Source organism: Mycobacterium palustre (assembly GCF_002101785.1).
Lineage (GTDB): Bacteria > Actinomycetota > Actinomycetes > Mycobacteriales > Mycobacteriaceae > Mycobacterium > Mycobacterium palustre.
The window spans coordinates 1-22,658 of sequence record NZ_LQPJ01000155.1 but is presented as its reverse complement, the minus strand read 5'-3'; the positions used below and the strand labels follow the sequence as shown (position 1 = coordinate 22,658).

General features: G+C 68.0%; 22 protein-coding genes and 2 pseudogenes. 18 read left to right on the top strand and 6 right to left on the bottom strand.

What is annotated here, in order from left to right:
- Positions 1-15: 15 nt before the first annotated feature.
- From AWC19_RS27935 to AWC19_RS27880, 12 genes and pseudogenes are all read left to right on the top strand, one after another.
- A complete protein-coding gene (locus AWC19_RS27935) occupies positions 16-207 on the top strand; it encodes a ferredoxin (RefSeq protein ID WP_085081332.1) in 192 nt (63 codons plus the stop codon).
- A gap of 23 nt (positions 208-230) precedes the next feature.
- The gene (locus AWC19_RS27930) at positions 231-1,148 is read left to right on the top strand and encodes a 3-oxoacyl-ACP reductase (RefSeq protein ID WP_085081308.1); all 918 of its coding nucleotides are present in this window, start codon (positions 231-233) and stop codon (positions 1,146-1,148) included.
- A gap of 236 nt (positions 1,149-1,384) precedes the next feature.
- Positions 1,385-2,149 carry an MlaE family ABC transporter permease gene (locus tag AWC19_RS27925; protein ID WP_085081307.1) on the top strand — a complete coding sequence of 255 codons (765 nt, stop codon included), beginning with the start codon at positions 1,385-1,387 and terminating at the stop codon, positions 2,147-2,149.
- A 7-nt stretch (positions 2,150-2,156) separates the two neighbouring features.
- Positions 2,157-2,999 (top strand): MlaE family ABC transporter permease, encoded by an 843-nt coding sequence (locus AWC19_RS27920; protein ID WP_085081306.1) that lies wholly within the window; start codon positions 2,157-2,159, stop codon positions 2,997-2,999.
- A 17-nt stretch (positions 3,000-3,016) separates the two neighbouring features.
- A complete protein-coding gene (locus AWC19_RS27915; protein WP_085081305.1) occupies positions 3,017-4,219 on the top strand; it encodes an MCE family protein in 1,203 nt (400 codons plus the stop codon).
- Positions 4,219-5,271, top strand: a complete 1,053-nt coding sequence (locus tag AWC19_RS27910) for an MCE family protein (protein ID WP_085081304.1) — start codon at positions 4,219-4,221, stop codon at positions 5,269-5,271. The genes AWC19_RS27915 and AWC19_RS27910 overlap by 1 nt, the downstream gene beginning before the upstream one ends.
- Positions 5,261-6,325, top strand: coding sequence for a virulence factor Mce family protein (locus AWC19_RS27905; protein WP_085081303.1), 1,065 nt, complete (start codon positions 5,261-5,263; stop codon positions 6,323-6,325). Before AWC19_RS27910 ends, AWC19_RS27905 begins: the two co-directional genes overlap by 11 nt.
- The gene (locus AWC19_RS27900; protein WP_085081302.1) at positions 6,322-7,776 is read left to right on the top strand and encodes a virulence factor Mce family protein; all 1,455 of its coding nucleotides are present in this window, start codon (positions 6,322-6,324) and stop codon (positions 7,774-7,776) included. The genes AWC19_RS27905 and AWC19_RS27900 overlap by 4 nt, the downstream gene beginning before the upstream one ends.
- Complete coding sequence (locus AWC19_RS27895; RefSeq protein ID WP_085081301.1) at positions 7,773-8,936, top strand: virulence factor Mce family protein; 1,164 nt, start codon at positions 7,773-7,775, stop codon at positions 8,934-8,936. Before AWC19_RS27900 ends, AWC19_RS27895 begins: the two co-directional genes overlap by 4 nt.
- A gap of 10 nt (positions 8,937-8,946) precedes the next feature.
- Positions 8,947-10,668, top strand: coding sequence for a virulence factor Mce family protein (locus tag AWC19_RS27890; RefSeq protein ID WP_085081300.1), 1,722 nt, complete (start codon positions 8,947-8,949; stop codon positions 10,666-10,668).
- Positions 10,668-11,417 (top strand): mammalian cell entry protein, encoded by a 750-nt coding sequence (locus tag AWC19_RS27885; RefSeq protein WP_085081299.1) that lies wholly within the window; start codon positions 10,668-10,670, stop codon positions 11,415-11,417. Before AWC19_RS27890 ends, AWC19_RS27885 begins: the two co-directional genes overlap by 1 nt.
- Positions 11,418-11,910: pseudogene (locus tag AWC19_RS27880) on the top strand (mammalian cell entry protein). It begins immediately after the preceding gene.
- 3 nt (positions 11,911-11,913) lie between these two features.
- Here the strand turns inward: AWC19_RS27880 and AWC19_RS27875 are convergent.
- The 3 genes from AWC19_RS27875 to AWC19_RS29490 form a co-directional block, all read right to left on the bottom strand.
- Positions 11,914-12,492: a hypothetical protein gene (locus AWC19_RS27875; protein ID WP_085081298.1), complete on the bottom strand. Its 579-nt coding sequence runs from the start codon at positions 12,490-12,492 to the stop codon at positions 11,914-11,916.
- A 69-nt stretch (positions 12,493-12,561) separates the two neighbouring features.
- Positions 12,562-14,055 (bottom strand): alpha,alpha-trehalose-phosphate synthase (UDP-forming), encoded by a 1,494-nt coding sequence (locus AWC19_RS27870; RefSeq protein WP_085081297.1) that lies wholly within the window; start codon positions 14,053-14,055, stop codon positions 12,562-12,564.
- Positions 14,056-14,220 (bottom strand): hypothetical protein, encoded by a 165-nt coding sequence (locus AWC19_RS29490; RefSeq protein ID WP_139830586.1) that lies wholly within the window; start codon positions 14,218-14,220, stop codon positions 14,056-14,058. It lies immediately after the preceding gene.
- A 127-nt stretch (positions 14,221-14,347) separates the two neighbouring features.
- Here AWC19_RS29490 and AWC19_RS27865 point away from each other — a divergent pair, with 127 nt between their 5' ends.
- Both AWC19_RS27865 and AWC19_RS27860 read left to right on the top strand, forming a co-directional pair.
- The gene (locus AWC19_RS27865; RefSeq protein WP_085081296.1) at positions 14,348-15,271 is read left to right on the top strand and encodes an enoyl-CoA hydratase; all 924 of its coding nucleotides are present in this window, start codon (positions 14,348-14,350) and stop codon (positions 15,269-15,271) included.
- Positions 15,272-15,465: 194 nt separating this feature from the next.
- A complete protein-coding gene (locus tag AWC19_RS27860; RefSeq protein WP_085081331.1) occupies positions 15,466-16,296 on the top strand; it encodes an SDR family oxidoreductase in 831 nt (276 codons plus the stop codon).
- Here AWC19_RS27860 and AWC19_RS27855 read toward each other — a convergent pair.
- A complete protein-coding gene (locus AWC19_RS27855; protein WP_085081295.1) occupies positions 16,279-17,184 on the bottom strand; it encodes an NAD(P)-dependent oxidoreductase in 906 nt (301 codons plus the stop codon). The two genes, AWC19_RS27860 and AWC19_RS27855, sit on opposite strands and share 18 nt — an antisense overlap.
- A 69-nt stretch (positions 17,185-17,253) precedes the next feature.
- Between AWC19_RS27855 and AWC19_RS27850 the strand changes: the two genes are divergently transcribed.
- On the top strand, positions 17,254-18,045 hold the full coding sequence (locus AWC19_RS27850; RefSeq protein WP_085081294.1) for an SDR family NAD(P)-dependent oxidoreductase: 792 nt from the start codon (positions 17,254-17,256) through the stop codon (positions 18,043-18,045).
- A 20-nt stretch (positions 18,046-18,065) separates the two neighbouring features.
- Here the strand turns inward: AWC19_RS27850 and AWC19_RS27845 are convergent, their stop codons facing one another.
- On the bottom strand, positions 18,066-19,625 hold the full coding sequence (locus AWC19_RS27845; RefSeq protein WP_085081293.1) for an LCP family protein: 1,560 nt from the start codon (positions 19,623-19,625) through the stop codon (positions 18,066-18,068).
- A 407-nt stretch (positions 19,626-20,032) separates the two neighbouring features.
- On the bottom strand, positions 20,033-20,299 hold the full coding sequence (locus tag AWC19_RS27840; RefSeq protein ID WP_085081292.1) for a hypothetical protein: 267 nt from the start codon (positions 20,297-20,299) through the stop codon (positions 20,033-20,035).
- A gap of 132 nt (positions 20,300-20,431) precedes the next feature.
- On the opposite strand from AWC19_RS27840, the gene AWC19_RS27835 reads away from it, so the two are divergent.
- From AWC19_RS27835 to AWC19_RS27825, 3 genes and pseudogenes are all read left to right on the top strand, one after another.
- Positions 20,432-20,689, top strand: a complete 258-nt coding sequence (locus AWC19_RS27835; protein ID WP_142281454.1) for a hypothetical protein — start codon at positions 20,432-20,434, stop codon at positions 20,687-20,689.
- 60 nt (positions 20,690-20,749) lie between these two features.
- Positions 20,750-21,620 (top strand): annotated as a pseudogene (locus AWC19_RS27830) (alpha/beta fold hydrolase).
- A gap of 179 nt (positions 21,621-21,799) precedes the next feature.
- Positions 21,800-22,447 carry a S1 family peptidase gene (locus tag AWC19_RS27825; RefSeq protein ID WP_085081290.1) on the top strand — a complete coding sequence of 216 codons (648 nt, stop codon included), beginning with the start codon at positions 21,800-21,802 and terminating at the stop codon, positions 22,445-22,447.
- Positions 22,448-22,658: the final 211 nt, after the last annotated feature.

The window sequence follows — 22,658 nt, the reverse complement described above, 5'->3', positions numbered from 1 at the left end:
CTCGAGGAGGATGCCGTGCGAGTGATCGTGGATCGTGACCGGTGCGAGGGTAACGCGGTGTGCTTGGGAATCGCGCCGGACATCTTCGAACTGGACGACGAGGACTACGCCGTCGTGAAGATCGATCCGATTCCCTCCGACCGGGAGCAGCTGGTCGAACAGGCGATCGCGGAGTGCCCGCGCGCCGCGCTAACGCGCAGCGACTAACTGAAACTAGAGGTATTCATAAATTGACTAGCAGCACAAACGCGACCGATCTGTCCGGAAAGGTCGCGGTGGTCACCGGCGCGGCCGCGGGCCTGGGCCGCGCCGAGGCGCTCGGGCTGGCCCGGCTCGGGGCCACCGTCGTGGTCAACGACATCGCCCCGGCGCTGGACGCCGCCGACGTCATCGACGAGATCAGCGCCTCGGGATCCAAGGCGGTCGCCGTCGCCGGCGACATCAGCCAGCGGGCCACCGCCGACGAGCTGGTCGCCACCGCCGACGGGCTCGGCGGCCTGGACATCGTCGTCAACAACGCCGGGATCACCCGCGACCGCATGCTGTTCAACATGTCCGACGAGGAGTGGGACCAGGTCATCGCCGTGCACCTGCGCGGGCATTTCCTGCTCACCCGCAACGCCGCCACCTACTGGCGCGCCAAGGCCAAGGAGTCCGACGGCGGCAAGATCTTCGGGCGCCTGGTCAACACCTCCTCGGAGGCCGGCCTCGTCGGCCCGGTCGGGCAGGCCAACTACGGCGCGGCGAAGGCGGGCATCATCGCCCTCACCCTGTCGGCCTCGAGGGCCCTGGGCCGCTACGGCGTCTGCGCGAACGCGATCTGCCCGCGGGCGCGCACCGCGATGACGGCCGAGGTCTTCGGTGCGGCGCCGGAGATGGCAGAAGGCGGCATCGACCCGCTGTCGCCGGAGCACGTGGTGAGCCTGGTCAAGTTTCTGTCGTCGCCGGCCGCCGCCGAAGTCAACGGTCAGGTTTTCATCGTTTACGGTCCCCAGGTGACGCTGGTGGCCGCGCCGACCGCCGAGCACAGATTCCGGGCGGACGGCCCGGCATGGGACCCCGCCGAACTCGGCGGCGCGCTTCGGGAATACTTTGCTGGACGAGATCCGGAACGAAACTTTTCCGCGGTTGGCCTGATGGGGGAATAGCGATTTAAGGCGACTTTCTGGGGGGGAATAGCCAAGTAGAACACGTGTCAGATTGATAACGAAAGACCCGTTCTGACCAGGACAAATTAACGGTTCTGACAGCGCAATCCTGTTCATTGACACGGTGAAGTTTCTCTGAGTTAATATGATCCGGCTCACAGCGAGCCGCATGCGACCGAAGACGACGCAAAGGCGACAGACAGACTTCGCCGCGAGCAGCTGAGGGGGGTGCCCCGTTGAGAGAACAACTGGCGGTTCCCGCCCGTGCCGTCGGCGGTTTCTTCGAAATGATGATGGACACCGGCCGTGCGAGTTTTCGACGGCCGTTTCAGTTCGGTGAGTTCCTCGAACAGACCTGGATGATCGCGCGCGTCTCGCTGGTCCCGACGCTGCTGGTCTCCATCCCGTTCACGGTGCTGGTGGCGTTCACGCTGAACATCCTGTTGCGGGAGATCGGCGCGGCCGACCTATCCGGCGCCGGCACCGCGTTCGGCACCATCACCCAGCTTGGCCCGGTGGTCACCGTGCTGGTGGTCGCGGGTGCCGGCGCCACCGCCATCTGCGCGGACCTGGGCGCCCGCACCATCCGCGAAGAGATCGACGCGATGCGCGTGCTGGGCATCGACCCGATCCAACGGCTGGTCGTGCCCCGCGTCTTGGCGTCCACCGTGGTGGCGCTGCTGCTCAACGGCTTGGTGTGCGCCATCGGCCTGTCCGGGGGCTACGTGTTCTCGGTCTTTTTGCAGGGCGTCAATCCCGGTGCCTTCATCAACGGCCTTACCGTGCTCACCGGGCTGCGGGAGCTGGTCCTCGCCGAGGTCAAGGCGCTGTTGTTCGGCGTCATGGCCGGGCTGGTCGGCTGCTACCGCGGTCTGACGGTCAAGGGCGGGCCCAAGGGCGTCGGCAATGCCGTCAACGAAACCGTGGTCTACGCGTTCATCTGCCTGTTCGTCATCAACGTGGTGATGACCGCCATCGGCGTGAAGGTCACGGCCAAGTGAGCGCCCGATGAGCTACGACCTCACGTACCGGCTACGCAACCTCGCGTCGCGGATGCAGGGCCCGGTCGACGACTTCGGCGAGCAGGCGCTGTTCTACGGCGAAACCCTGCGCTACATCCCCAACGCGATCACCCGCTACCGCAAAGAGACGATTCGCAACATCGCCGAGATGACAATGGGCGCGGGGGCGCTCGTCATGATCGGCGGCACGGTCGGGGTCGCGGCGTTTCTCACGCTGGCATCCGGGGGCGTCATCGCCGTGCAGGGCTACTCCTCGCTGGGCAACATCGGCATCGAGGCGCTCACCGGGTTCCTGTCGGCGTTCTTGAACGTGCGCGTCGTGGCCCCGGTGATCGCGGGCATCGCGCTGGCCGCCACCATCGGCGCCGGCGCCACCGCCCAGCTGGGCGCCATGCGGGTGGCCGAGGAGATCGACGCCGTCGAGTGCATGGCGGTCCACTCGGTGTCCTACCTGGTGTCGACCAGGCTGATCGCCGGCCTGGTCGCGATCATCCCGCTGTACTCGCTGTCGGTGCTCGCCGCGTTCTTCGCCGCCCGCTTCACGACGGTCTATATCAACGGGCAGTCCAAGGGGCTCTACGACCACTACTTCAACACGTTCCTCATACCGTCGGACCTATTGTGGTCGTTCCTGCAGGCCATCGTGATGTCGATCGCGGTGATGCTCGTCCATACCTATTACGGCTACAACGCCAGCGGCGGCCCGATCGGCGTCGGCATCGCCGTCGGCCAGGCCGTGCGGACCTCGCTGATCGTGGTGGTCGTCATCACGTTGTTCATCTCGCTGGCGGTGTACGGCGCGTCCGGTAACTTCAACCTCTCCGGGTAAGGGGCCCCTGACGAAACATGGCAGGCACGAGATCGCGACGCACCTCGGTCCGGCTGGCGGCGCTGCTGCTGGCCGGTTTGATCGTGGCCTTCTCGGTGCTGACTTACCTTTCGTACACAGCGGCTTTCGCGTCCACCGACACCGTCACGGTGTCGGCGCCGCGCGCCGGGCTGGTGATGGACAAGGGCGCCAAGGTCAAGTACCGCGGCATCCAGATCGGCAAGGTCGACGACATCAGCTACTCGGGTGATCAGGCACGGCTGAGGCTGTCGATCAACAGCGATCAGATGCACTTCGTCCCCTCCAACGCGACGGTGCGCATCGGGGGAAACACCATTTTCGGAGCCAAGTCGGTGGAATTCCTTCCGCCGCAGGCTCCTTCGCGCACGTCGCTGCGCCCCGACGCGCACGTGGCGGCCTCGGCGGTGTCGCTGGAAGTCAACACCTTGTTTCAGTCGCTCATCGACCTGCTGCACAAGGTCGACCCGGTGGAACTGAACGGGACGCTGAGCGCGCTGGCCGAGGGCCTGCGCGGCCACGGCGACGACTTCGGTTCACTGCTGTCGGGCCTGAATACGTTGACGCGGCAATCCAATCCGAAGCTGCCCGCCCTGCAGGAGGACTTCCGCAAGGCCGGCGTGGTGACCGACAACTACGCGGACGCCGCGCCGGACCTGACGACCGTCGTCGACAACCTGCCCACGATCAACAAGACCGTCGCCGACCAGCAGCGCAACCTCAACGACACGCTGCTGGCCACCATCGGCCTGGCCAACAACGCCGACGAGACGCTGCAGCCGGCGGAGCAGAACCTCATCGACGCCATCAACCGGCTGCGGGCCCCGATCAAGGTGGCCCACGACTATTCGCCGGAGTTCGGCTGCCTGTTCGCCGGGGTCGACCGCGGCATCAAGGAATTCGCCCCCCTGCTCGGTGTCCGCAAGGCGGGCCTGTTCACGTCGTCGAGCTTCGTGCTGGGCGCGCCGTCGTACACGTATCCGGAGTCGCTGCCGGTCGTCAACGCCTCCGGCGGCCCCAATTGCCGTGGGCTGCCGGACATCCCGACCAAGCAGACGGGCGGGTCGTTCTTCCGCTCGCCGTTCCTGGTGACCGACAACGCAAACGTTCCGTACGAGCCGTTCACCGAGCTGCAGTTCGACGCCCCCTCGACGCTGCAGTTCCTGTTCCACGGCGCGTTCGCCGAACGGGACGACTTCTGATGGCCGCCGCGGGAATGCCGTCGCACCGGTCGATGGTGATCAAGGTCAGCGTCTTCACGGTCGCCATGCTGCTGGTGGCCGCGGCCTTGGTGGTGGTTTTCGGCGACTTCCGGTTCGGTGCCGTAAACACTTACCACGCAACGTTTACCAACGCCTCGCGGCTCAAGGCCGGCCAGAAGGTCCGCATCGCCGGCGTGCCGGTCGGCAAGGTGTCGGGCATCAAGCTCAACCCGGACAACACCGTCGACGTGAAATTCGGGGTCGATCGCCGCTACCAGCTGTATTCGTCGACGCGCGCGGTGATCCGCTACGAAAACCTGGTCGGCGACCGGTTTTTGGAGATCACGTCGGGCCCAGGGGAGCTGCGTAAGCTGCCGCCGGGCGCCACCATCAACTCCGAACACACCCAGCCCGCATTGGATCTCGACGCGCTGCTGGGCGGGCTGAAGCCGCTTGTCAAGGGCCTGGACGCCGACAAGGTCAACACGATCAGCAACGCGGTCATCCAGCTGCTGCAGGGCCAGGGTGGGGCGTTGTCGAACGTGCTGGCCGACACCAGCGCGTTCTCCTCGGCGCTGGGTCAGCGCGATCAGCTCATCGGTGACGTGATCACCAACCTCAACACGGTGCTGGGCACCGTCGACCAGAAGAGCGCGCAGTTCTCGGCCAGCGTCGACCAACTGCAGCAACTGATCAACGGGCTGGCCAACAACAAGGACGTGATCGCCGGCGCCATCCCGCCGCTGGCGTCGACGACGACGGATCTGACTGAGCTGCTGAAGAATTCGCGCCGGCCGCTGCAGGGCATTCTGGAGAACACCCGCCCGCTGGCCACCGAGCTGGACAACCGCAAGGCCGAGGTCGCCAACGACATCGAGCAGCTGGGCGAGGACTACCTGCGGCTGTCGGCGCTGGGCGCCTACGGCGCGTTCTTCAACATCTACTTCTGCTCAGTCACGATCAAGATCAACGGGCCGGCCGGCAGCGACATCCTGATACCGTTCGGCGGCCCGGTGGACCCGAGCAAGGGGAGGTGCTCTTTTGTCAAGTGACACACGGCGGGAGCGCGACCCGCTGCGCACCGGCATCTTCGGCGTGGTGCTGGTGATCTGTGTGGTGCTCGTCGCGTTCGGTTACGCCGGGCTGCCCTTCTGGCCGCAGGGCAAGACGTACGACGCCTACTTCAGCGACGCCGGGGGCATCACGCCCGGAAACGCCGTCTACGTATCGGGTTTCAAGGTCGGCAAGGTGCAGTCCGTCGGCCTGGCCGGCGACAGCGCCAAGGTGACCTTCAGCGTGGACCGGCACGTCGCCGTCGGCGACCAGTCCCTGGCCGCGATCCGCACCGACACCATCCTGGGTGAGCGCTCCATCGCGGTGACCCCGGCCGGCAGCGGCAGGGCCACCACCATCCCGCTGAGCCGCACCACCACGCCCTACACCCTGGCCGGCGCGCTCGAGGACCTGGGCAACAACGCCAACAACCTCGACAAGCCGCAATTCGAGCAGGCCCTGAACGTGCTCACCGACACGCTGCGCGACGCCACGCCCGAGCTGTGCCGGGCGCTGGACGGTGTGACGTCGCTGTCGCGCACCCTGAACCGGCGTGACGAGGCCCTGCAAAACCTGCTGGCACACGCCAAGTCGGTGACGGCGGTGTTGTCGCAGCGCGCCGAGCAGGTCAACAAGCTCGTCGACGACGGCAACCAATTGTTCGCCGCGCTCGACGAGCGGCGCGCCGCGATCGGTCAGCTGATCGCGGGCATCGGCCCACTCGCGCAACAGATTTCGGGCTTCGTCGCCGACAACCGCAAGGAGTTCGGCCCCGCGCTGGGCAAGCTCAACTCGGTGCTGGACACCCTCAACGAACGCCGCGACTACATCACCGAGGCGCTCAAACGGCTGCCCACCTATGCAACCGAGTTGGGCGAAGTCGTCGGATCCGGACCCGGATTCAACGTCAACGTCTTCTCCGTGTTGCCCGCGCCGATGATCGCGATGGTGTTCGACTTCTTCTACCAGCCCGGCAAGCTGCCGGCCAGCCTGGCCGACTACCTGCGCGGGCTGATCCAGGAACGCTGGATAATCAGGCCGAAGTCGCCGTGATCGAGCGAACCGCCGGCAGCAGGGCGCTGCGCTATACCCTCCTCATCGCGCTGATCGTGGTGCTGATCGGGGGCGTGTACGCGGCCAACAACCAGGCCAACAAGCGCATCATCACCGGCTACTTCACGTCCGCCGTCGGGCTCTACCCCGGCGACCAGGTCCGCGTGCTGGGCGTGCCGGTGGGCCAGGTCGAGACCATTCAGCCGCGGCCCTCCGACGTCAAGATCGTCATGTCGGTGCCCAAGGACCTGAAGATTCCCAAGGACGCCCGGGCCGTCATCATCTCGCCAAACCTGGTGGCGGCGCGGTTCGTTCAGCTCACCCCCGCCTACACCGGCGGCGCCGTGCTGCCCGACGGCGGCAGCATCGACCTGTCCCGCACCGCGGTTCCGGTGGAATGGGACGAGGTCAAGGAGGCGCTGACCCAGCTGGCCGTCCAGTTGGGCCCCACGACGGGATCGATGCAGGGGCCGCTGGGCGCAGCGATCAACCAGGCCGCCGACACGCTCGACGGCAACGGGCAGTCGTTCCACAACGCGCTGCGCGAGCTGTCCCAGGTCGCGGGGCGGCTGGGGGATTCGCGCACCGACATCTTCAGCACGGTGAAGAACCTGCAGGTCTTGGTCAACGCGCTGTCGGCCAGTAACGAACAGATCGTGCAATTCGCCGGGAACGTCGCATCGGTGTCGCAGGTCCTCGCCGACAGTTCCCGCCATCTCGACAACACCCTGGGCACGCTCAACCAGGCGCTGTCGGACATCCGGGGATTCCTGCACGAGAACAACTCGACGCTGATCGACACCGTCAACAAGCTCAGCGACCTCACCCAGACGTTGAGCGACCAGAGCGACAACATCGAGCAGGTGCTGCACGTCGCCGGGCCGGGCATCGCCAACTTCTACAACATCTACGACCCGGCGCAGGGCACCCTGAGCGGCCTGCTGTCGATACCCGAGTTCGCCAACCCGGTGCAGTTCATCTGCGGCGGCACCTTCGAGACCGCCGGTGGCCCAAGGGCTCCCGACTACTTCAAGCGCGCCGAGCTGTGCCGCGAGCGGCTGGGCCCGGTGCTTCGCCGGCTCGCGGTGAACTACCCGCCGGTGATGTTCCACCCGCTCAACACGATCACCGCCTACAAGGGCCAAATCATCTACGACACTCCGGAAACCCAGGCCAAGGCGGCGACCCCCATCCCGCAGCTGACCTGGGTACCGGCCCGGGGGGCCCACCCTCCCGCGCCCGAGAACCCGGCGGACCTGCAGGCGCTGCTCGTCCCGACGGCACCGCAGACCGGCGCCCCTCCAGGGCCGACGCCGCCCGGCGCGCGCCCCGGTCCCGCGCCGGGTCCCCCGCCTGGGTCGGCGTTCGGACCCCTTCCGGGCCCGCCGCCGGGCCAGGCTCCCCTCCCCCCGCCGGCGGAGCCACCGCCGGAGCAGGGGGGCGGTCAATGAGGCGAACCTGGTTGCGCGGCGGCGTGTTAACCGCGAGCAGCGCGGTGCTGGCCGGCTGCCAATTCGGCGGGCTGAACTCCCTGCCGATGCCCGGCACCGCCGGGCACGGCGGGGGCGCCTACTCGATCACCGTCGAGATGCCCGACGTGGCCACGCTGCCCCAGAACTCCCCGGTCATGGTCGACGACGTCACCGTCGGCAGCGTGGCCGGGATCTCGGCCGAGCAGCGCGCCGACGGATCCTTTTACGCCGCAGTCAAACTCACGCTTGACAAGAACGTGGTGCTGCCGGCCAACGCGACGGCAAAGGTAGCCCAAACGTCGTTGCTCGGTTCGATGCACGTCGACCTGGAGCGCCCGAAGGACAAGCCGGCGACCGGCCGGCTGACCGACGGCTCGAAGATTCCCGAGTCCCGCACCGGGCGCTACCCCACCACCGAAGAGGTGCTGTCGGCCCTCGGCGTCGTCGTCAACAAGGGCAACCTCGGTGCGCTGGAAGAGATCACCGACGAGACGTACCAGGCCGTCGCCGGCCGGCAGGACCAGTTCGTCGGGTTGATCCCACGGCTGGCGGAGCTGACGGCCGGCCTCAACCGACAGGTCAACGACATTATCGACGCGATCGACGGGCTGAACCGGTTCTCCGCGACCCTGGCGCGCGACAAGGACAACCTGGGCCGGGCGCTGGACACGCTGCCCGAGGCGATCCGCGTCCTCAACAAGAACCGCGGCCACATCGTCGACGCCTTCGCCGCGCTCAAGAGGCTGGCCATGGTCACCTCCAATGTCCTGGCGAAGACGAAGGTGGACTTCGCCGAGGACCTCAAGGGCCTGTACTCGGTCGTCAAGGCGCTCAACGACAACAGGAAGAACTTCGTCACCTCGCTGCAGCTGCTGCTGACGTTCCCCTTCCCGAACTTCGGCATCAAGCAGGCCGTGCGCGGTGACTACCTCAACGTGTTCACCACCTTCGACCTCACCTTGCGCCGAATCGGTGAAACGTTTTTCACCACAGCGTATTTCGATCCCAACATGGCCCACATGAACGAGATCCTCAACCCGCCCGACTTCTTGACCGGCGAACTGGCCAACCTGTCCGGTCAGGCGGCCGACCCGTTCAAGATTCCGCCCGGCACGGCCTCGGGTGCTGAGGGGCGATAGGGGACGGCGCATGCTCGACAGACTGACTCGGATCCAGCTCGTCATCTTCTCGGTGATCACCGTCCTCACGCTGTCCATCATGGGCATCTTCTACCTGCGGCTGCCCGCGACGTTCGGCCTGGGCACCTACGGCGTCAGCGCCGATTTCGTCGCGGGTGGCGGGCTGTACAAGAACGCCAACGTCACCTACCGTGGGGTCGCGGTCGGCCGGGTGGAGTCGGTGGGGCTGAACCCCAACGGCGTCACCGCCGAGATGCGGCTCAACAGCGGCACCGTCATCCCGTCGAACGTCACCGCCACCGTCAAGAGCGTGTCGGCCGTCGGTGAGCAGTACATCGACCTGGTGCCGCCGGGCAATCCGTCGCCGGCCAAGCTGCACAACGGGTCTCGGATCGAACGACAGAACACCCGCATCGGCCAGGACGTCGCCGAACTGCTGAAGCGGGCGGAGGCGCTGGTCAACAGCCTGGGTGACACGCGGCTCCGCGAGCTGCTGCACGAGACGTTCATCGCGGCCAACGGTTCGGGTCCCGAGCTGGCCCGGCTGATCGAGTCGGCCCGCTTGCTGGTCGACGAGGCCAACGTGAACTATCCGCAGGTCTCCCAGTTGATCGACCAGGCGGGACCGTTCCTGCAGGCCCAGATCCGCGCCGGCGCCGACATCAAGTCGCTCTCGGACGGGCTGGCGCGCTTCACTTCCGAGGTGCGCCACGCCGACCCGCAGCTTCGCCAGACCTTGGCCAGCGCGCCCGGCGCCGCCGATGAGGCCAACACGGCGTTCTCCGGTATTCGCCCGTCGTTTCCCGCGCTGGCCGCCAGCCTGGCCAATCTGGGCCGGGTCGGTGTCATCTACCACAAGTCGATCGAGCAGCTGCTGGTGGTCCTGCCGGCGCTGTTCGCCGCCATCACCACCGCCGCCGGCGGCGCACCGCAGGACGAGGGCGCCAAGCTGGACTTCAAGCTCGACCTGAACGACCCGCCGCCGTGCGCCGTCGGCTTTTTGCCGCCGCCGCTGATGCGCACGCCGGCCGACGAGACGCTGCGCGAGCTGCCCAAGGACATGTACTGCAAGGTCGCGCAGAACGATCCCAGCACCGTGCGGGGCGCCCGCAACTACCCGTGCCAGGAGTTCCCCGGCAAGCGGGCCCCGACCATCCAGCTGTGTCGTGACCCGAAGGGCTATGTGCCCCTCGGGCGCAACCCCTGGCGCGGGCCGCCCGTGCCCTACGACACGCCGGTAACCAACGGGCTGAACACCTTGCCGCCCAACAAGTTCCCGTACGTGCCGCCGGGCGCGGACCCCGACCCGGGCACCCCCATCGTGGGCCCGCCTCCACCCGGAGTGGTGCCCGGCCCCGGGCCGGCGCCCCATCAGCCGGCCTACGACCCGGCGCCGCCCAACGACAACGGGCCGCCGCCGCCGTTCACCTCCTGGCAGCCGCCGGGGGTTCCGCCGGTGCCGCCGATACTTCCGTACCCGAAGTGGCTGCCGCCACCGCCGCCGCCGGAGGGCGTCAATCCGCCGCCGGCGGGCCCGGGGCCGGAGAAGCCGTGGGGTCCGCCGCAGGGCCCGCAGCCGCAGGCCGCCGGCCCGTCCTACACCACCTATGACCAAACGACCGGAGCCTTCGCCGACCCGGCCGGCGGCACTGGTATCTTCGCGGCCGGCGCGACCGGCGCATCCAGCGCCGAGAATTGGGTTGACCTGATGCTTGATCCAAGGCCTATGTGATGGGATCGGCAGTGCCGCAAGAACAGACGACGACGCAACAACAGACGGCGACGCGCCGCGTTCGTCGGCGGGCGTACCGCGCCGCGGGGCCGGCCAAGGCCGAGTCGAGCGAGGCCCCGACGGTGCGGGTCGATGCCGCCGAGGCGCCGGCGGCACCGGCAAAAACCAAGGCGGCTAAGAAGACCGCGGCGACCACGGGCCTGAAGCCGGTCAAGCCGCCGCGGCGACGGCAGCCGCACCGCCGCCTGGTGGGATGGATCGCCTTCACCGCCGCCGTGCTCGCGGTCGGCGCGCTGGCCGGCTGCCTGGTCGCGCTCGTCGTCCAGCAGCGGCACGCCGAGGCGCAGCAGGCCCGCGACCAACGCTTCGTCGACACCGCCACGCAGACGGTGGTCAACATGTTCAGCTACAAGCAGGACAACATCGACGAGAGCGTGAACCGGTTCTACGAAGGCACCAGCGGCCCGCTGCGCGGAATGCTGGGCGCCAACAACAACATCGAGAACCTCAAGGGCCTGTTCCGCTCCACCAATGCCACCTCGGAGGCCGTCGTTAACGGCGCCGCGTTGGAGGGCATCGACTCGGTGACCGACAACGCGTCGGTGCTGGTGTCGGTGCGGGTCACGGTCGCCGACATCGACGGGGTCAACAAGCCGTCGATGCCGTATCGGCTGCGCGTCATCGTGCACGAGGATGAGCAGGGCAAGATGACCGGCTACGACCTGAAGTATCCGGACGGGGGCAACTAGGTGAGGTGGCGGCGCTGGCTCCTCGTCGTCACGGGCTCCCTCCTCGTCGCCGCGGTCGTCGGGTTGTCCGCCGCCGCGGGCTGGGTTTACTGGGACCGGGTGCAGACCCGCGGCGAGGCGGCGGCGCGGGCGGCGTTGCCGGGGCTGGCCGCCAAGGAGATACCCGAGGTCTTCGCCTACGACTACCAGACCGTCGAGCGCAGCCTCACGGCCGCGTACCCGCTGCTGACACCCGGACTATCGCCGGGAATTCCAGAAGAGCGCCAACACGCAGATCATCCCCGAGGCCAAGAAGCGCGAGGTGGTCGTGCAGGCCAATGTCGTTGGCGTGGGCGTGATGTCGGCCAAGCGGAATTCGGCGTCGGTGATGGTCTACATGAACCGCACGGTGACCGACAAGTCGCGCCAGCCGATCTACGACGGCAGCCGGCTGCGGGTGGACTTCAAAAAGATCGGCAAGCAGTGGCTGATCTCCTACATCACCCCGATTTAGGGCTCAGTAGCACATCGCAATCGCGTTGCAGTACAACGGATAACGCTGGACGGGGCTGGGCGGCGGCCCGCTCTGCTGCAGCGAGAACGGCTGCTTGCTCATCGACGGCTGCATGCCGCAGACCGCGCCGTGCACCGAGGTGTGGGTGCCCGTCATCGTCTCGTCGCTGAACGCGTAGGTGTCGCTGGACGGGGCGGTGGTGCCGTCCGGGCAGACGACGCCGTTGGACTTGTCGACCGACAACGTCCACAGCATGCTCGACATGCGGGCCCGCCCGGTGAAGTTCTGCTGCTGGTCCTTGAGCGAGATCTTCTCGGGGGTCGAGCTCACCACGTTCAGAGCGCAATTCATCGCGAACACGATCGGGTCGTTGTAGTCGTTCATGTTGCGGGTGCCGGACGGCTGATCGCACAGCGCGTTGATCGTCCAGGTCACCCCCGACACGCCGGCCTCGTTCAGCGTGTACGTGCCGTCCGCCGGGGGCCCGATCGCGTGCGCCGGGGCCTGCGACACCAGCGCGACTCCGACGGCAGAGGCCGAGAAGATGCCGGCCCCGGCGGCTATGGCGCGACGGACGTCCACGGTGGCCTCCCTTCCCTGCTGCAATGAGTATCACAGCGTTTCGGCGCCGACACCATGGGCCGAAGGCGGCTAGCTTTCGTCGTGGGGGTGCGACTCGGCGAGCGCGTCGAGGAAGGACCGAGCCCAGCGGTCCACGTCGTGGGCGAGCACCTGGCGGCGCAGCGCTCGCATGCGTCGGCGTCCCTCCTCGGCGGGCTGGTTGAGCGCCGCCTCGATCGCGTCTTTGACGCCGTCGGTGTCGTGCGGGTTGACCAGGTATGCCTGCCTGAGTTCGGCTGCGGCGCCGGTGAATTCGCTCAAGACGAGCGCGCCGCCCAGGTCGCTGCGGCAGGCGACGTACTCCTTGGCCACCAGGTTCATCCCGTCGCGCAGCGGGGTCACCAGCATGACGTCGCTGGCCACGAAGAAGGCCACCAGCTCGTCGCGGGGCACGGGGCGGTGCAGGTAGTGCACCACCGGATGGCCGACCTCCGCGTATTCGCCGTTGATGTGGCCGACCTCGCGTTCGATGTCGTTGCGCAGGATCTGGTAGCTCTCCACACGTTCGCGGCTCGGCGTGGCCAGCTGAATCAGGACGGTGTCGTCACGCTTGGCGCGGCCCTCGGCGAGCAACTCCGAGAACGCCTTGAGCCGCACGTCGATGCCCTTGGTGTAGTCCAGCCGGTCGACGCCCAGCAGGACCTTGCGGGGGTTGCCCAGCTCGGCGCGAATCTCGCGGGCGCGGCGCCTGATGTCGCGGTCGCGGGCCGCATGATCGAGCGCGGCGGAGTCGATCGAGATGGGAAACGCGCCGACCCGAACGGTGCGCGCCGCAAGCTCGACCTCACCGAACCGCGACCGCACCCCGACCGATCCGCGGGAGGTGTTGACGCCGATCAGCTGCCGGGACAAAAACAGGAAGTTCTGGGCGCCGCCGGGCAAATGAAAGCCCACCAAATCCGCGCCCAGCAGCCCCTCGACGATCTCGGTGCGCCACGGCAGCTGCATGAACAGCTCGACGGGCGGAAACGGGATGTGCAGGAAGAAGCCGATGATCAGGTCGGGCCGCAGTTCGCGCAGCATCGCCGGCACCAGCTGCAGCTGGTAGTCCTGCACCCACACGGTGGCGCCGCGGGCGGCGGCGCGCGACGTGGCCTCCGCGAAGCGGCGGTTCACCTCGACGTAGCGCTCCCACCATTCGCGGTGGTAGATCGGCTTGACGATGACGTCGTGGTACAGGGGCCACAGCGTGGCGTTGGAGAACCCCTCGTAGTACTCGGCGACGTCGTCGGTGGTCAGCCGCAGCGGGTGCAGGTGCAGGTCGTCCTGCAAAACGGGCTGGTAGTCAAGCTCGTCGTCGTCGTCGGCCACTCCAGGCCATCCGACCCACGCCCCCTGCCGGCGGCGCAGCAGCGGCTCCAGCGCCGTGACCAATCCCCCCGGACTGCGCTTCCACGCCGTGCCGCCGTCGGGGAGCCGCTCGAGGTCCACGGGCAGCCGGTTGGCCACCACCACGAAGTCGGAATTCCCGAAGTTTGTGGACTTTGACGCCTTCGTCGACGACCGGCCTCCCCTGGAAGCCATTTAGGTGTCGAGCTTGGCTGGTCCGATACCGAGCATCGACAAGAAGACGCGGCACTCGTCGGCGTCGTTGGCGTACGCGGCGACGACCCGCCTGGCCTGGCTCGCCGTGCTGTCGGCCAGGGGCTCCACGTCGCCGATTTCGCCCGGATCAGATTTGGTAGGCATAGCACAACTGTAGGTGACGCCGCTATTCGCGCGCAGACGTCTCCGCGATACCCGGCGCGGCCCCGCTTACAGATAGGCCTTAATGTGTAAACGAGGCGGATCTGACGACAAGGTTAGGCGGTCGCAAATGACACTCTCCGAACAAGCGGGCGCGGCCAGCAGCGACGCCGGCGCCGAGGAGCTGGTGACCTATGAAACCCTCGACGACGGCCGCATCGCGCGGATCTGGCTCAACCGGCCCGAGGCCCACAACGCGCAGAGCCGCGGTTTGCTGATCCAGCTTGACGAGGCGTTTTTGCGGGCCGAGGCCGACGACACCGTGCGCGTGGTGATCCTGGCGGCGCGCGGCCGCAATTTCTCCGCGGGCCACGACCTGGGCTCGGAGTTGGCGATCGCCGAGCGCAGCCAGCTTCCGAGCTTCCGCATCAACGGCGGCACCCGCGATCCGATCGCGGAGAAGATCTACCTGCAGGAGTGGCACTACTTCTTCCAGAACACGTGCCGCTGGCGGGACCTGCGCAAGATCACCATCGCCCAGGTGCAGGGCAACGCGATCTCCGCCGGCTTGATGCTGATCTGGGCGTGCGACCTGATCGTGGCCGCCGACAACGCGAAGTTCAGCGACGTGGTCGCGGTGCGCCTGGGGATGCCTGGCGTCGAATACTACGCCCACCCTTGGGAATTCGGCCCCCGCAAGGCCAAGGAGTTGCTGCTGACCGGGGATGCGCTCGACGCCGACGAGGCGTACCGGCTGGGCATGGTGTCCAAGGTGTTCCCGGTCGACGAACTGGCCGACAAGACGCTGGAATTCGCGCGGCGCATCGCCGACCGGCCCACGATGGCGGCGCTGCTCGTCAAGGACTCGGTCAACGCCGCCTCCGACGCGATGGGGTTCACCGAGGCGCTGCGCCACGCGTTCCACATCCACGAGCTGGGGCATGCGCACTGGGCGGCCCACAACGAGAACCGGTACGCGGTCGGCCTGCCGCCCGACGTCGAGGACTGGCGCGACGCCAAGCCCACGCAGATCGCCCGCCGCGACACCCCCTAGCGCCCGGTCACGCCCTCGAGTGTGAAACGTGGGCTTTCATCGTGCATCCGGGGCGCGATCTCGATCTCTCAACCCTGAGCGCACACTCGGCGCCGTCAGCGCACACTCCCACGTCCACCGCGAGGCCGATGTGGCGCATGTGACAGCTCGCCTATGCTAGAACCCGTTTCAGTTCTGGCGTGGAGGGACGCGGCGTGCACCTTTCGTTCGACAACCGGACATACCTGGTCACGGGCGGCGGCAGCGGTATCGGCAAGGGCGTCGCCGCCGGGCTGGTCGCGTCCGGCGCCTCGGTCATGATCATCGGCCGCACCCCCGACCGGCTCGCTGCCGCCGTCGAGGACATCGAGGCGCTCAAGGCCCACGGCGCCATCCGCTACGAGCCCGCCGACATCACCAACGAGGACGAGGCCGCCCGCGCCGTGGACGCCGCGACGGCGTGGCACGGCCGGCTGCACGGCGTGGTGCACTGCGCGGGCGGGTCGCAGACCATCGGCCCGATCACCCAGATCGACTCGGAGGCCTGGCGGCGCACCGTCGACCTCAACGTCAACGGCACCATGTACGTGCTCAAGCACTCCGCGCGCGAGCTGGTCCGCGGCGGCGGTGGCTCGTTCGTCGGCATCTCCTCGATCGCGGCCAGCAACACCCACCGCTGGTTCGGCGCGTACGGCGTCACCAAGTCCGCGGTCGACCACATGATGCAGCTGGCCGCCGACGAGCTCGGCCCCTCGTGGGTGCGGGTCAACAGCATTCGCCCGGGCCTGATCCGCACGGATCTCGTTGCGCCCGTTACCGACTCGCCGGAGTTGAGCGCGGACTACCGGATGTGCACCCCGCTGCCGCGGGTCGGTGAGGTCGAGGACGTCGCCAACCTGGCGATTTTTCTGCTGTCCGACGCGGCCAGCTGGATCACCGGGCAGTGCATCAACGTCGACGGTGGCCACATCCTGCGACGCGGCCCCGACTTCTCGGCGATGCTGGAACCCGCGTTCGGCGCCGACGGGCTACGCGGGGTCGTCTGAGGCCAAGCCGGCGTCGCGGTCGGCGAGCATGCCCAGCGCCGACCAGTCCAACTGCCCGCCGCCGGTGGCCACCAGCGTGAGCAAGCGGTCGCGCAGCACGCTGGCCACGGGCAAGGGCACCTGCAGCTGCTCGGCGGCGGACAACACCAGCCGGACATCCTTGAGCCCCAGGGACGCCGCCATGCCGGCCGGCTCGAATTCCTTGCGCGCGATCAGCCCGCCGTAGGTCTGATAGGCCGGCGCGGTGAACAGCGTCGAGGTCAGGATGTCGATGTACTGCTGCTTGTCGACGCCGCCCTTGGAGACCAAAGCGGCTGCCTCGCTGAGGCTTTCGATGGCCGATGCCAACAAGAAATTGCCGCTCACCTTCACCAGGTTGGCGGCATGGGGCTGCTCCGAGACGACGAAGGTCCGCTGCCCGATCGCGTCGAACAACGACGACAGCGGCCGCAGCACGTCCGGCAAACCCGCCGCGACGACGAAAAGCTTTGCCGCCGAGGCGGCTTCGGGCCTGCCGAACACCGGCGCCGCGGCGTACCGCTGCCCGGCTGCGGCGTGGGCGACCGCGAGGCGCTCCGACAGGGCGACGCTGATCGTGCTCGACGACACGTGCGTGGCGCCCGGCGCCAGCGACGCGATGATGCCGTCCCCGCGCTCGGGGTCCCCGAACGTCACCGCCTCGACGGCGCCGTCGTCGGCCAGCATCGTGAACACGACCTCGCCGCGGCTCGCCTCGGCGATCGTGGCCGCCTCGGTCGCGCCCCGCGACACGAGGGCCTCGGCCTTGCCGGGGGAGCGGTTGTAGACGGTGACGCGGTGACCCGCCTCGATCAGGTTTGCGGCCATGCCGCGGCCCATCTTTCCCAGGCCGATGAATCCGATGTCCATGCATCCAGCCTGCCTTGCGCGGGCCGCTCCCTACGATGATGGGCACGCCTAGCGACGGGAGCAAGCACAATGAAGCGACTCGAAGGCAATCGTTGCCTGGTGACTGGCGCCGGTTCCGGCATCGGCCAGGCCACGGCGCTGCGGCTGCTGGATGAGGGCGCCACCGTCGTGGCCTCCGACATCTCCGTCGAGGGCCTCGAGGCCACCCGGGCGCGCGCCGAGAAGGCCACGGCCGCCGAGCGCCTCACCACCGTGCCGATGGACGTCGGCAACGAGGACTCTGTGATCGACGGCGTGCGCCGGGCCGCACAGACGCTGGGCGGGCTGGATTCGCTGGTCAACGCCGCCGGGATGTTGCGCGCCGCCCACACCCACGAGACCAGCCTCGAGCTGTGGAATCAGATCGTCGGGGTCAACCTGACCGGGACCTTCCTGGTGGTGCGGGAGGCGCTGCCGGCGCTGCTGGCGAACCGGCGCAGCTCAATCGTGAACTTCAGCTCGACGTCGGCGTCGTTTGCCCACCCCTATATGGCGGCCTACGCGGCGAGCAAGGGCGGAATCCAGGCCTTCACCCATTCCTTGGCGGTCGAGTACGCGCGCGACGGCCTGCGCGCGGTGTGCGTGGCGCCGGGCAGCATCAAGTCGGGGATCACCGACGCCACGGGCGGCTACATTCCGAAAGACGCCGACTGGTCACTGTTTTCGCGCCTGATGCCGGTGCTGCCCACCACGGTTGAGTCCAGCGGCACCGGGATGGCCGACCCGTCGGTGGTCGCCGGGGTGATCGCCATGCTGGTGTCGGAGGACGGCGCCTTCATCACCGGCACCGAGATCCGCATCGACGGCGGCACCCACGCCTAGCTTGACGGCGGAACCGACGCCTAGTTGACGCAGGGCACGCCGCCGCCGTCGATCGGCTTCCCCTGATCCGGCGTCGGATACGTCGTCGTGGTGCCGTTGTAGTAATACGTCTTGGCCTTGGTGGACGTCGTGGTGGTGGTCGTGGTTTCGTCCGTCGTGCTGTCGTCGGGCGCCGGCATCGAAAAGTTGGTGTCCAACGTCACCCGGATGTGGCCGGGCGCCAGGGTGGGGTCGGGCTGCTTGGGGGCGTCGAGGCCGAGCAGGGTGGCCACGTTGACCGCGTCGGTCTCCGCGCCGGCGCCGTAGGCGATCGTGGTCGTCGTCGGCTCACCCGAATTGCGGTCCCGCACCTGACCGGCGGTGTAGCCGTGCTTTTTCAGGGCCCGCGACACCTCGCCGGCCATCCCGGGCATGCTGCCGGAATTGATCACGTCGACGACGGTTGAGGGGCTGGGCTTGGCGGCCGTGGTGGCCGGCGTGGTCGACGGTGGCGGCGCCCCGATGGCCGCGGCGACCTCGGCCTTGATCGCGGCGGGGTCGATGATGTTGACGTCCTGGCCGTCGATGTTGTCGTAGCGCACCACGGGCAGCGTGCGGAACTCGATGTTGCCGCTGGAGGCCAAGGCGCCCAGCCGCTGGATCAGCTCCTCGTCCCAACCCGACGACAGCACCACGTCCTTGCGCGCCACCGCCATCAGGCCCTTGAGCTTGTCGATGTCGGTGAACGTGCCCGATGCCTGCAGTTGTTGCATGACCGAGGAAATGAACGCCTGCTGGCGGTGTGTGCGGTCCAGGTCACCGTTTTCCAGGCCGTGGCGCTGCCGCACGAAGGCCAGCGCCTGGGCGGCGTCCAGCGTCTGCCTCCCGGCGGGAAAGTCGGCGCCGGAGTAGGAGTCGTAGACGGGGTGGTTCAAACACACCTCGACGCCGCCCAGGGTCTGGGCCAGGTCGTAGAACCCCGCCAGGTTGATCTCGGCGAAGTAGTCGATCGGGACGCCGGTCAGGCTGCGCACCGCGCGCAGGGTCGCCGCCCTGCCGGCCTCGCGGCCCCGCGTCTCGAGCTCCTTCTGGTTCGCGACCCCTTGATTGGCAAGCTTGTTGGCGACGTATTGCTTGGTGAGGCCGTACGCCTCCTTGATCTTGATGTGGTTGTAGCCGGGGACGCCGTTGAACGGCACCCAGTCGTCGCGCGGGATCGAGAACGCGACCACCTTCTGGTCCGCGCCGATATGCACGAGTATCAGCGTGTTCGTGTTGTAGCCACCGTCGTCCGAATCGCCGGCGTGCAGATGCTTCAGGATCGACCAGGGCAGTTCGTTGCCGTCCTGGTCTTTGCGCGAGTCCAGGCCGATGAGCAAGATGTTCATGCTGTCGCCGCTCGACCGCGGATCCTCCGGCGACAACGCGTCCGAAACGGTGATGCCGCCCAGCGCGCCGTGGGCCACGTAGTAGCCGGCGCCGGTCATCAGGATGGCCGCCGTGGACACGACGGCCATGAAGCCGCGCGCCAAGACCCTGCGTACGCGCGACGGTTGACGAACGGCCCGATGGCGGTGATGCGCACCGCCAGAGCGTGCCATCAAAAACCCCAGCCCATCGCCCGCGCATCACCCATCGCCGCACGAGCGGTTTGCGGTGATGTCGCTTGCAGCATGACGACAAGTATGCGGTAGCTTGCTGTCAAGCCTCCAATAAAGCCCATTGATGTAAGCAGCCTCACCCGGCGCGGCACCGGCTTTCACCCGCCTCGATCCGCCGCCCACCAGCGATTTTGCGGCCGATTCCCGGGCGCGGTCGTGCGCTGGTCAGCCACCCCGAATCCAACTTGTGACCTCTTCGCCATCGAACGTCGACTCTTCGCCACGCCGGCACGCGAATGACGTTCCGCGGGAGCGGTATTCGACGCGCCCTGCGCGCCCCGCGTGACTAACGCGGTACCAACCGGCTCCACCCGGCTCAATCGCGCTGCACGCCAATGCCTTCGACGCTAGCTCGCCCTCACGACGTCCTCGCCCGACGTGTAGCAAAGGCGAATATTGGAGCCCGTGAAAATTTCGGCGAGATATACGCCCATCGGTTCAACCTCGTAGTAGTAGTGGACGTTGCCGCGCGCATCCACCGCCGTCGCGCACGAGTAGCCTGGCGCCCCGCACCGTTGCTTGACCGGTATCGCGAGGACCCCGATCGTCAGCAGGATCGCGATCGCGGCCACCAGCGGCGCCCTGATCGACCGGTGCGTACGCACGGGATGCATCACCGGAGTGTAAGCGCCCCCCGGCGCCCGGGCCGTGTGGCAGCCGACTTCGTTGTGGCTCAAGCCGCCGGAACCCTGCCGTTTTCGCGCGTGCCCGCGACGGGTACGCAACCCGGAGCCGATCGGAGATCGATGATGTTCGAGACGCGGGCGCCGGAGCCCGGATCCCCGGGGGAGACGCCCGAACGGCTGACGCCGGAGGAACCGCCGGAGCGCCAGCCGCACGGCCGAGAGGAGGAGGACATGCGCGCCGAAGAAGGCGACGAAACGGTCAACGAGTACGCGGCCAAGGGCAAGCAAACCCTGGGCAAAATCAAGGACACCCAACGCCAGGGAAGCCCCCTCGGCAGGATCGTCCGCCGCATCACCAGGCTCTTTCGCAGTGAGTAACCGGCCGGGGCAATCGGTTCGCTGAGGGGCGCCGGGGTCGCGTCGTCTTACGATCACCTCATGACGACCGCACCCGAGACGTTTTCGACCGAGGGGACCGGCGGCGTACGAATCGTCGCCGATCGCCAGGGCGATCCCCACGCCCGCGCGGTGGTGTTCCTGCACGGCGGCGGGCAGACCCGCCGGTCGTGGGCCAAGGCCGCCGGGGCCGTCGCAAAACGCGGGTGGCAGGCCGTCACGATCGACCTGCGCGGCCACGGAGAATCCGACTGGTCAAGCGAGGGCGACTATCGGGTCGTCAGCTTCGCCCGTGACGTCGAAGAAGTGCTGCGCACGCTGCCGCCCCGACCGGTGCTGGTCGGCGCGTCGCTGGGCGGATTCACCTCGATGCTGCTCGCCGGGGAGCTGGCGCCGGGCATCGCCAGCGCCGTCGTCCTGGTCGACATCGTCCCGAACATGGAGCAGTCCGGCGCCAACCGGATCCATGCCTTCATGTCCGACCGGGTGGAATCGGGGTTCGGTTCGCTGGAAGAGGTCGCCGACGCGATCGCAAAGTACAACCCGCATCGGCCCCGCCCCACCGACCTGGAGGGCCTGACGACCAACCTGCGCCGCCGCGGCGATCGCTGGTATTGGCATTGGGATCCGCAGTTCATCAGCGGGACCGCGGCTTTCCCGCCGTTCGAAGTCACCGACCCCGATCGCATGCACGCCGCCGTCGAGGCGATCCTGCGCGGCGGCGTGCCGATGCTGTTGATCCGGGGCCAGATGAGTGACCTCGTCAGCCAGGAGCGCGCCGACGAATTCCTCGCGCGCTTCCCGCAGGTCGAGTTCGCCGACGCGCGCGGGCCACATGGTTGCCGGCGACCGCAACGACGTCTTTGCCACGGCCGTTCTGGATTTCCTCGCCCGTCACGTCGGGCGCGGGTGACCCCCGGCTCCGGCCGGCCGGATTCGACTGCGCTAGCGCGTCATTCGGCTCCGCCGCCCCATGGGAGGCCGGCCATCCCCGAGGAACCTGCCGGGCCCGCCAAGCGCCGTCGGGAGACGGCCTGAACCGCGCGCCGGGCGCTGTTACCATGCTGCCCTACACAAGACGAGAGGGGCTGCGTGACCATGCCGTGGCGGCGAGGGTTGGGGCTGGTTGGCGCGGCGGTCATGGCCGCCACGGCGGTTGCGTGCCCGGTGCGGGCCAATCCGGGCGTCACGCCCGGTATCAAGGTCCAGGACGAAAGAAGCACGTGCACAGCCGGATTCGCAGCGCAGGACAACGACGGTGGTTACTACCTGATGACCAGCGGGCACTGCGACGGCCACGACGGATCGCAGTGGACCTACGGGGACAGTGTCCCGCTCGGCAGGATCACCGCCAGCGAGCGCGAAGGCGACAAGAGGGATGCGGCGATCATCCTCCTCGACCCGAGCGTCGGCGCGCCCTCCGGCGACCTCGGCGGCCGGTACGCGGTCCGAGATGTGCTGAGCGCGACACAGATTCAGGTTGGCATGCCGTTCTGCAAGATCGGCGCGGTCACCGGCGAGACGTGCGGTGCGGTCAAAGACGTGGCGGGCGACGTCGTCGAAGCCAGCGTCTTCAGCCTGGGCGGCGACAGCGGCAGCCCGGGCTTCGTCAAAAACCCCGACGGAACCGTCAGCGCGGTCGGGCTGTTGATGTCGTCGCCCGACGGGGACGACAACACGACCTACTTCGCCCTCGTGAGCCCGCTGCTCGGCAGGTGGGGCCTGCGCATCCTGCCCTGATTGGTTCGCCGACAACGACACCCGCGGCGGCGTGCGACTCGACGTTTGCCCGGCCGCCGCACCGGGTACCAGCCGGAGCGGCGTTGTGAGCGTCCGCCCCCTCAGGAGCCGGTGTCGGGGTCGGCTACGTTGACGAGGCTCCCTAATGCGTTTGTCAAGCCGCGTTGGTGCTGCCGGCCGGGTTGTAGGGCTGTCGGGTGCGCAACATGGC

Bases quoted from the DNA above. Each gene is read 5' to 3' on its own strand.
- AWC19_RS27920 (WP_085081306.1), top strand. From the start codon at position 2,157: ATGAGCTACGACCTCACGTACCGGCTACGCAACCTCGCGTCGCGGATG.
- AWC19_RS27915 (WP_085081305.1), top strand. From the start codon at position 3,017: ATGGCAGGCACGAGATCGCGACGCACCTCGGTCCGGCTGGCGGCGCTG.
- AWC19_RS27910 (WP_085081304.1), top strand. From the start codon at position 4,219: ATGGCCGCCGCGGGAATGCCGTCGCACCGGTCGATGGTGATCAAGGTC.
- AWC19_RS27895 (WP_085081301.1), top strand. From the start codon at position 7,773: ATGAGGCGAACCTGGTTGCGCGGCGGCGTGTTAACCGCGAGCAGCGCG.
- AWC19_RS27890 (WP_085081300.1), top strand. From the start codon at position 8,947: ATGCTCGACAGACTGACTCGGATCCAGCTCGTCATCTTCTCGGTGATC.
- AWC19_RS27885 (WP_085081299.1), top strand. From the start codon at position 10,668: ATGGGATCGGCAGTGCCGCAAGAACAGACGACGACGCAACAACAGACG.
- AWC19_RS27870 (WP_085081297.1), bottom strand. From the start codon at position 14,055: ATGGCTTCCAGGGGAGGCCGGTCGTCGACGAAGGCGTCAAAGTCCACA.
- AWC19_RS29490 (WP_139830586.1), bottom strand. From the start codon at position 14,220: ATGCCTACCAAATCTGATCCGGGCGAAATCGGCGACGTGGAGCCCCTG.
- AWC19_RS27865 (WP_085081296.1), top strand. From the start codon at position 14,348: ATGACACTCTCCGAACAAGCGGGCGCGGCCAGCAGCGACGCCGGCGCC.
- AWC19_RS27855 (WP_085081295.1), bottom strand. From the start codon at position 17,184: ATGGACATCGGATTCATCGGCCTGGGAAAGATGGGCCGCGGCATGGCC.
- AWC19_RS27850 (WP_085081294.1), top strand. From the start codon at position 17,254: ATGAAGCGACTCGAAGGCAATCGTTGCCTGGTGACTGGCGCCGGTTCC.
- AWC19_RS27845 (WP_085081293.1), bottom strand. From the start codon at position 19,625: ATGGCACGCTCTGGCGGTGCGCATCACCGCCATCGGGCCGTTCGTCAA.
- AWC19_RS27840 (WP_085081292.1), bottom strand. From the start codon at position 20,299: ATGCATCCCGTGCGTACGCACCGGTCGATCAGGGCGCCGCTGGTGGCC.
- AWC19_RS27835 (WP_142281454.1), top strand. From the start codon at position 20,432: ATGATGTTCGAGACGCGGGCGCCGGAGCCCGGATCCCCGGGGGAGACG.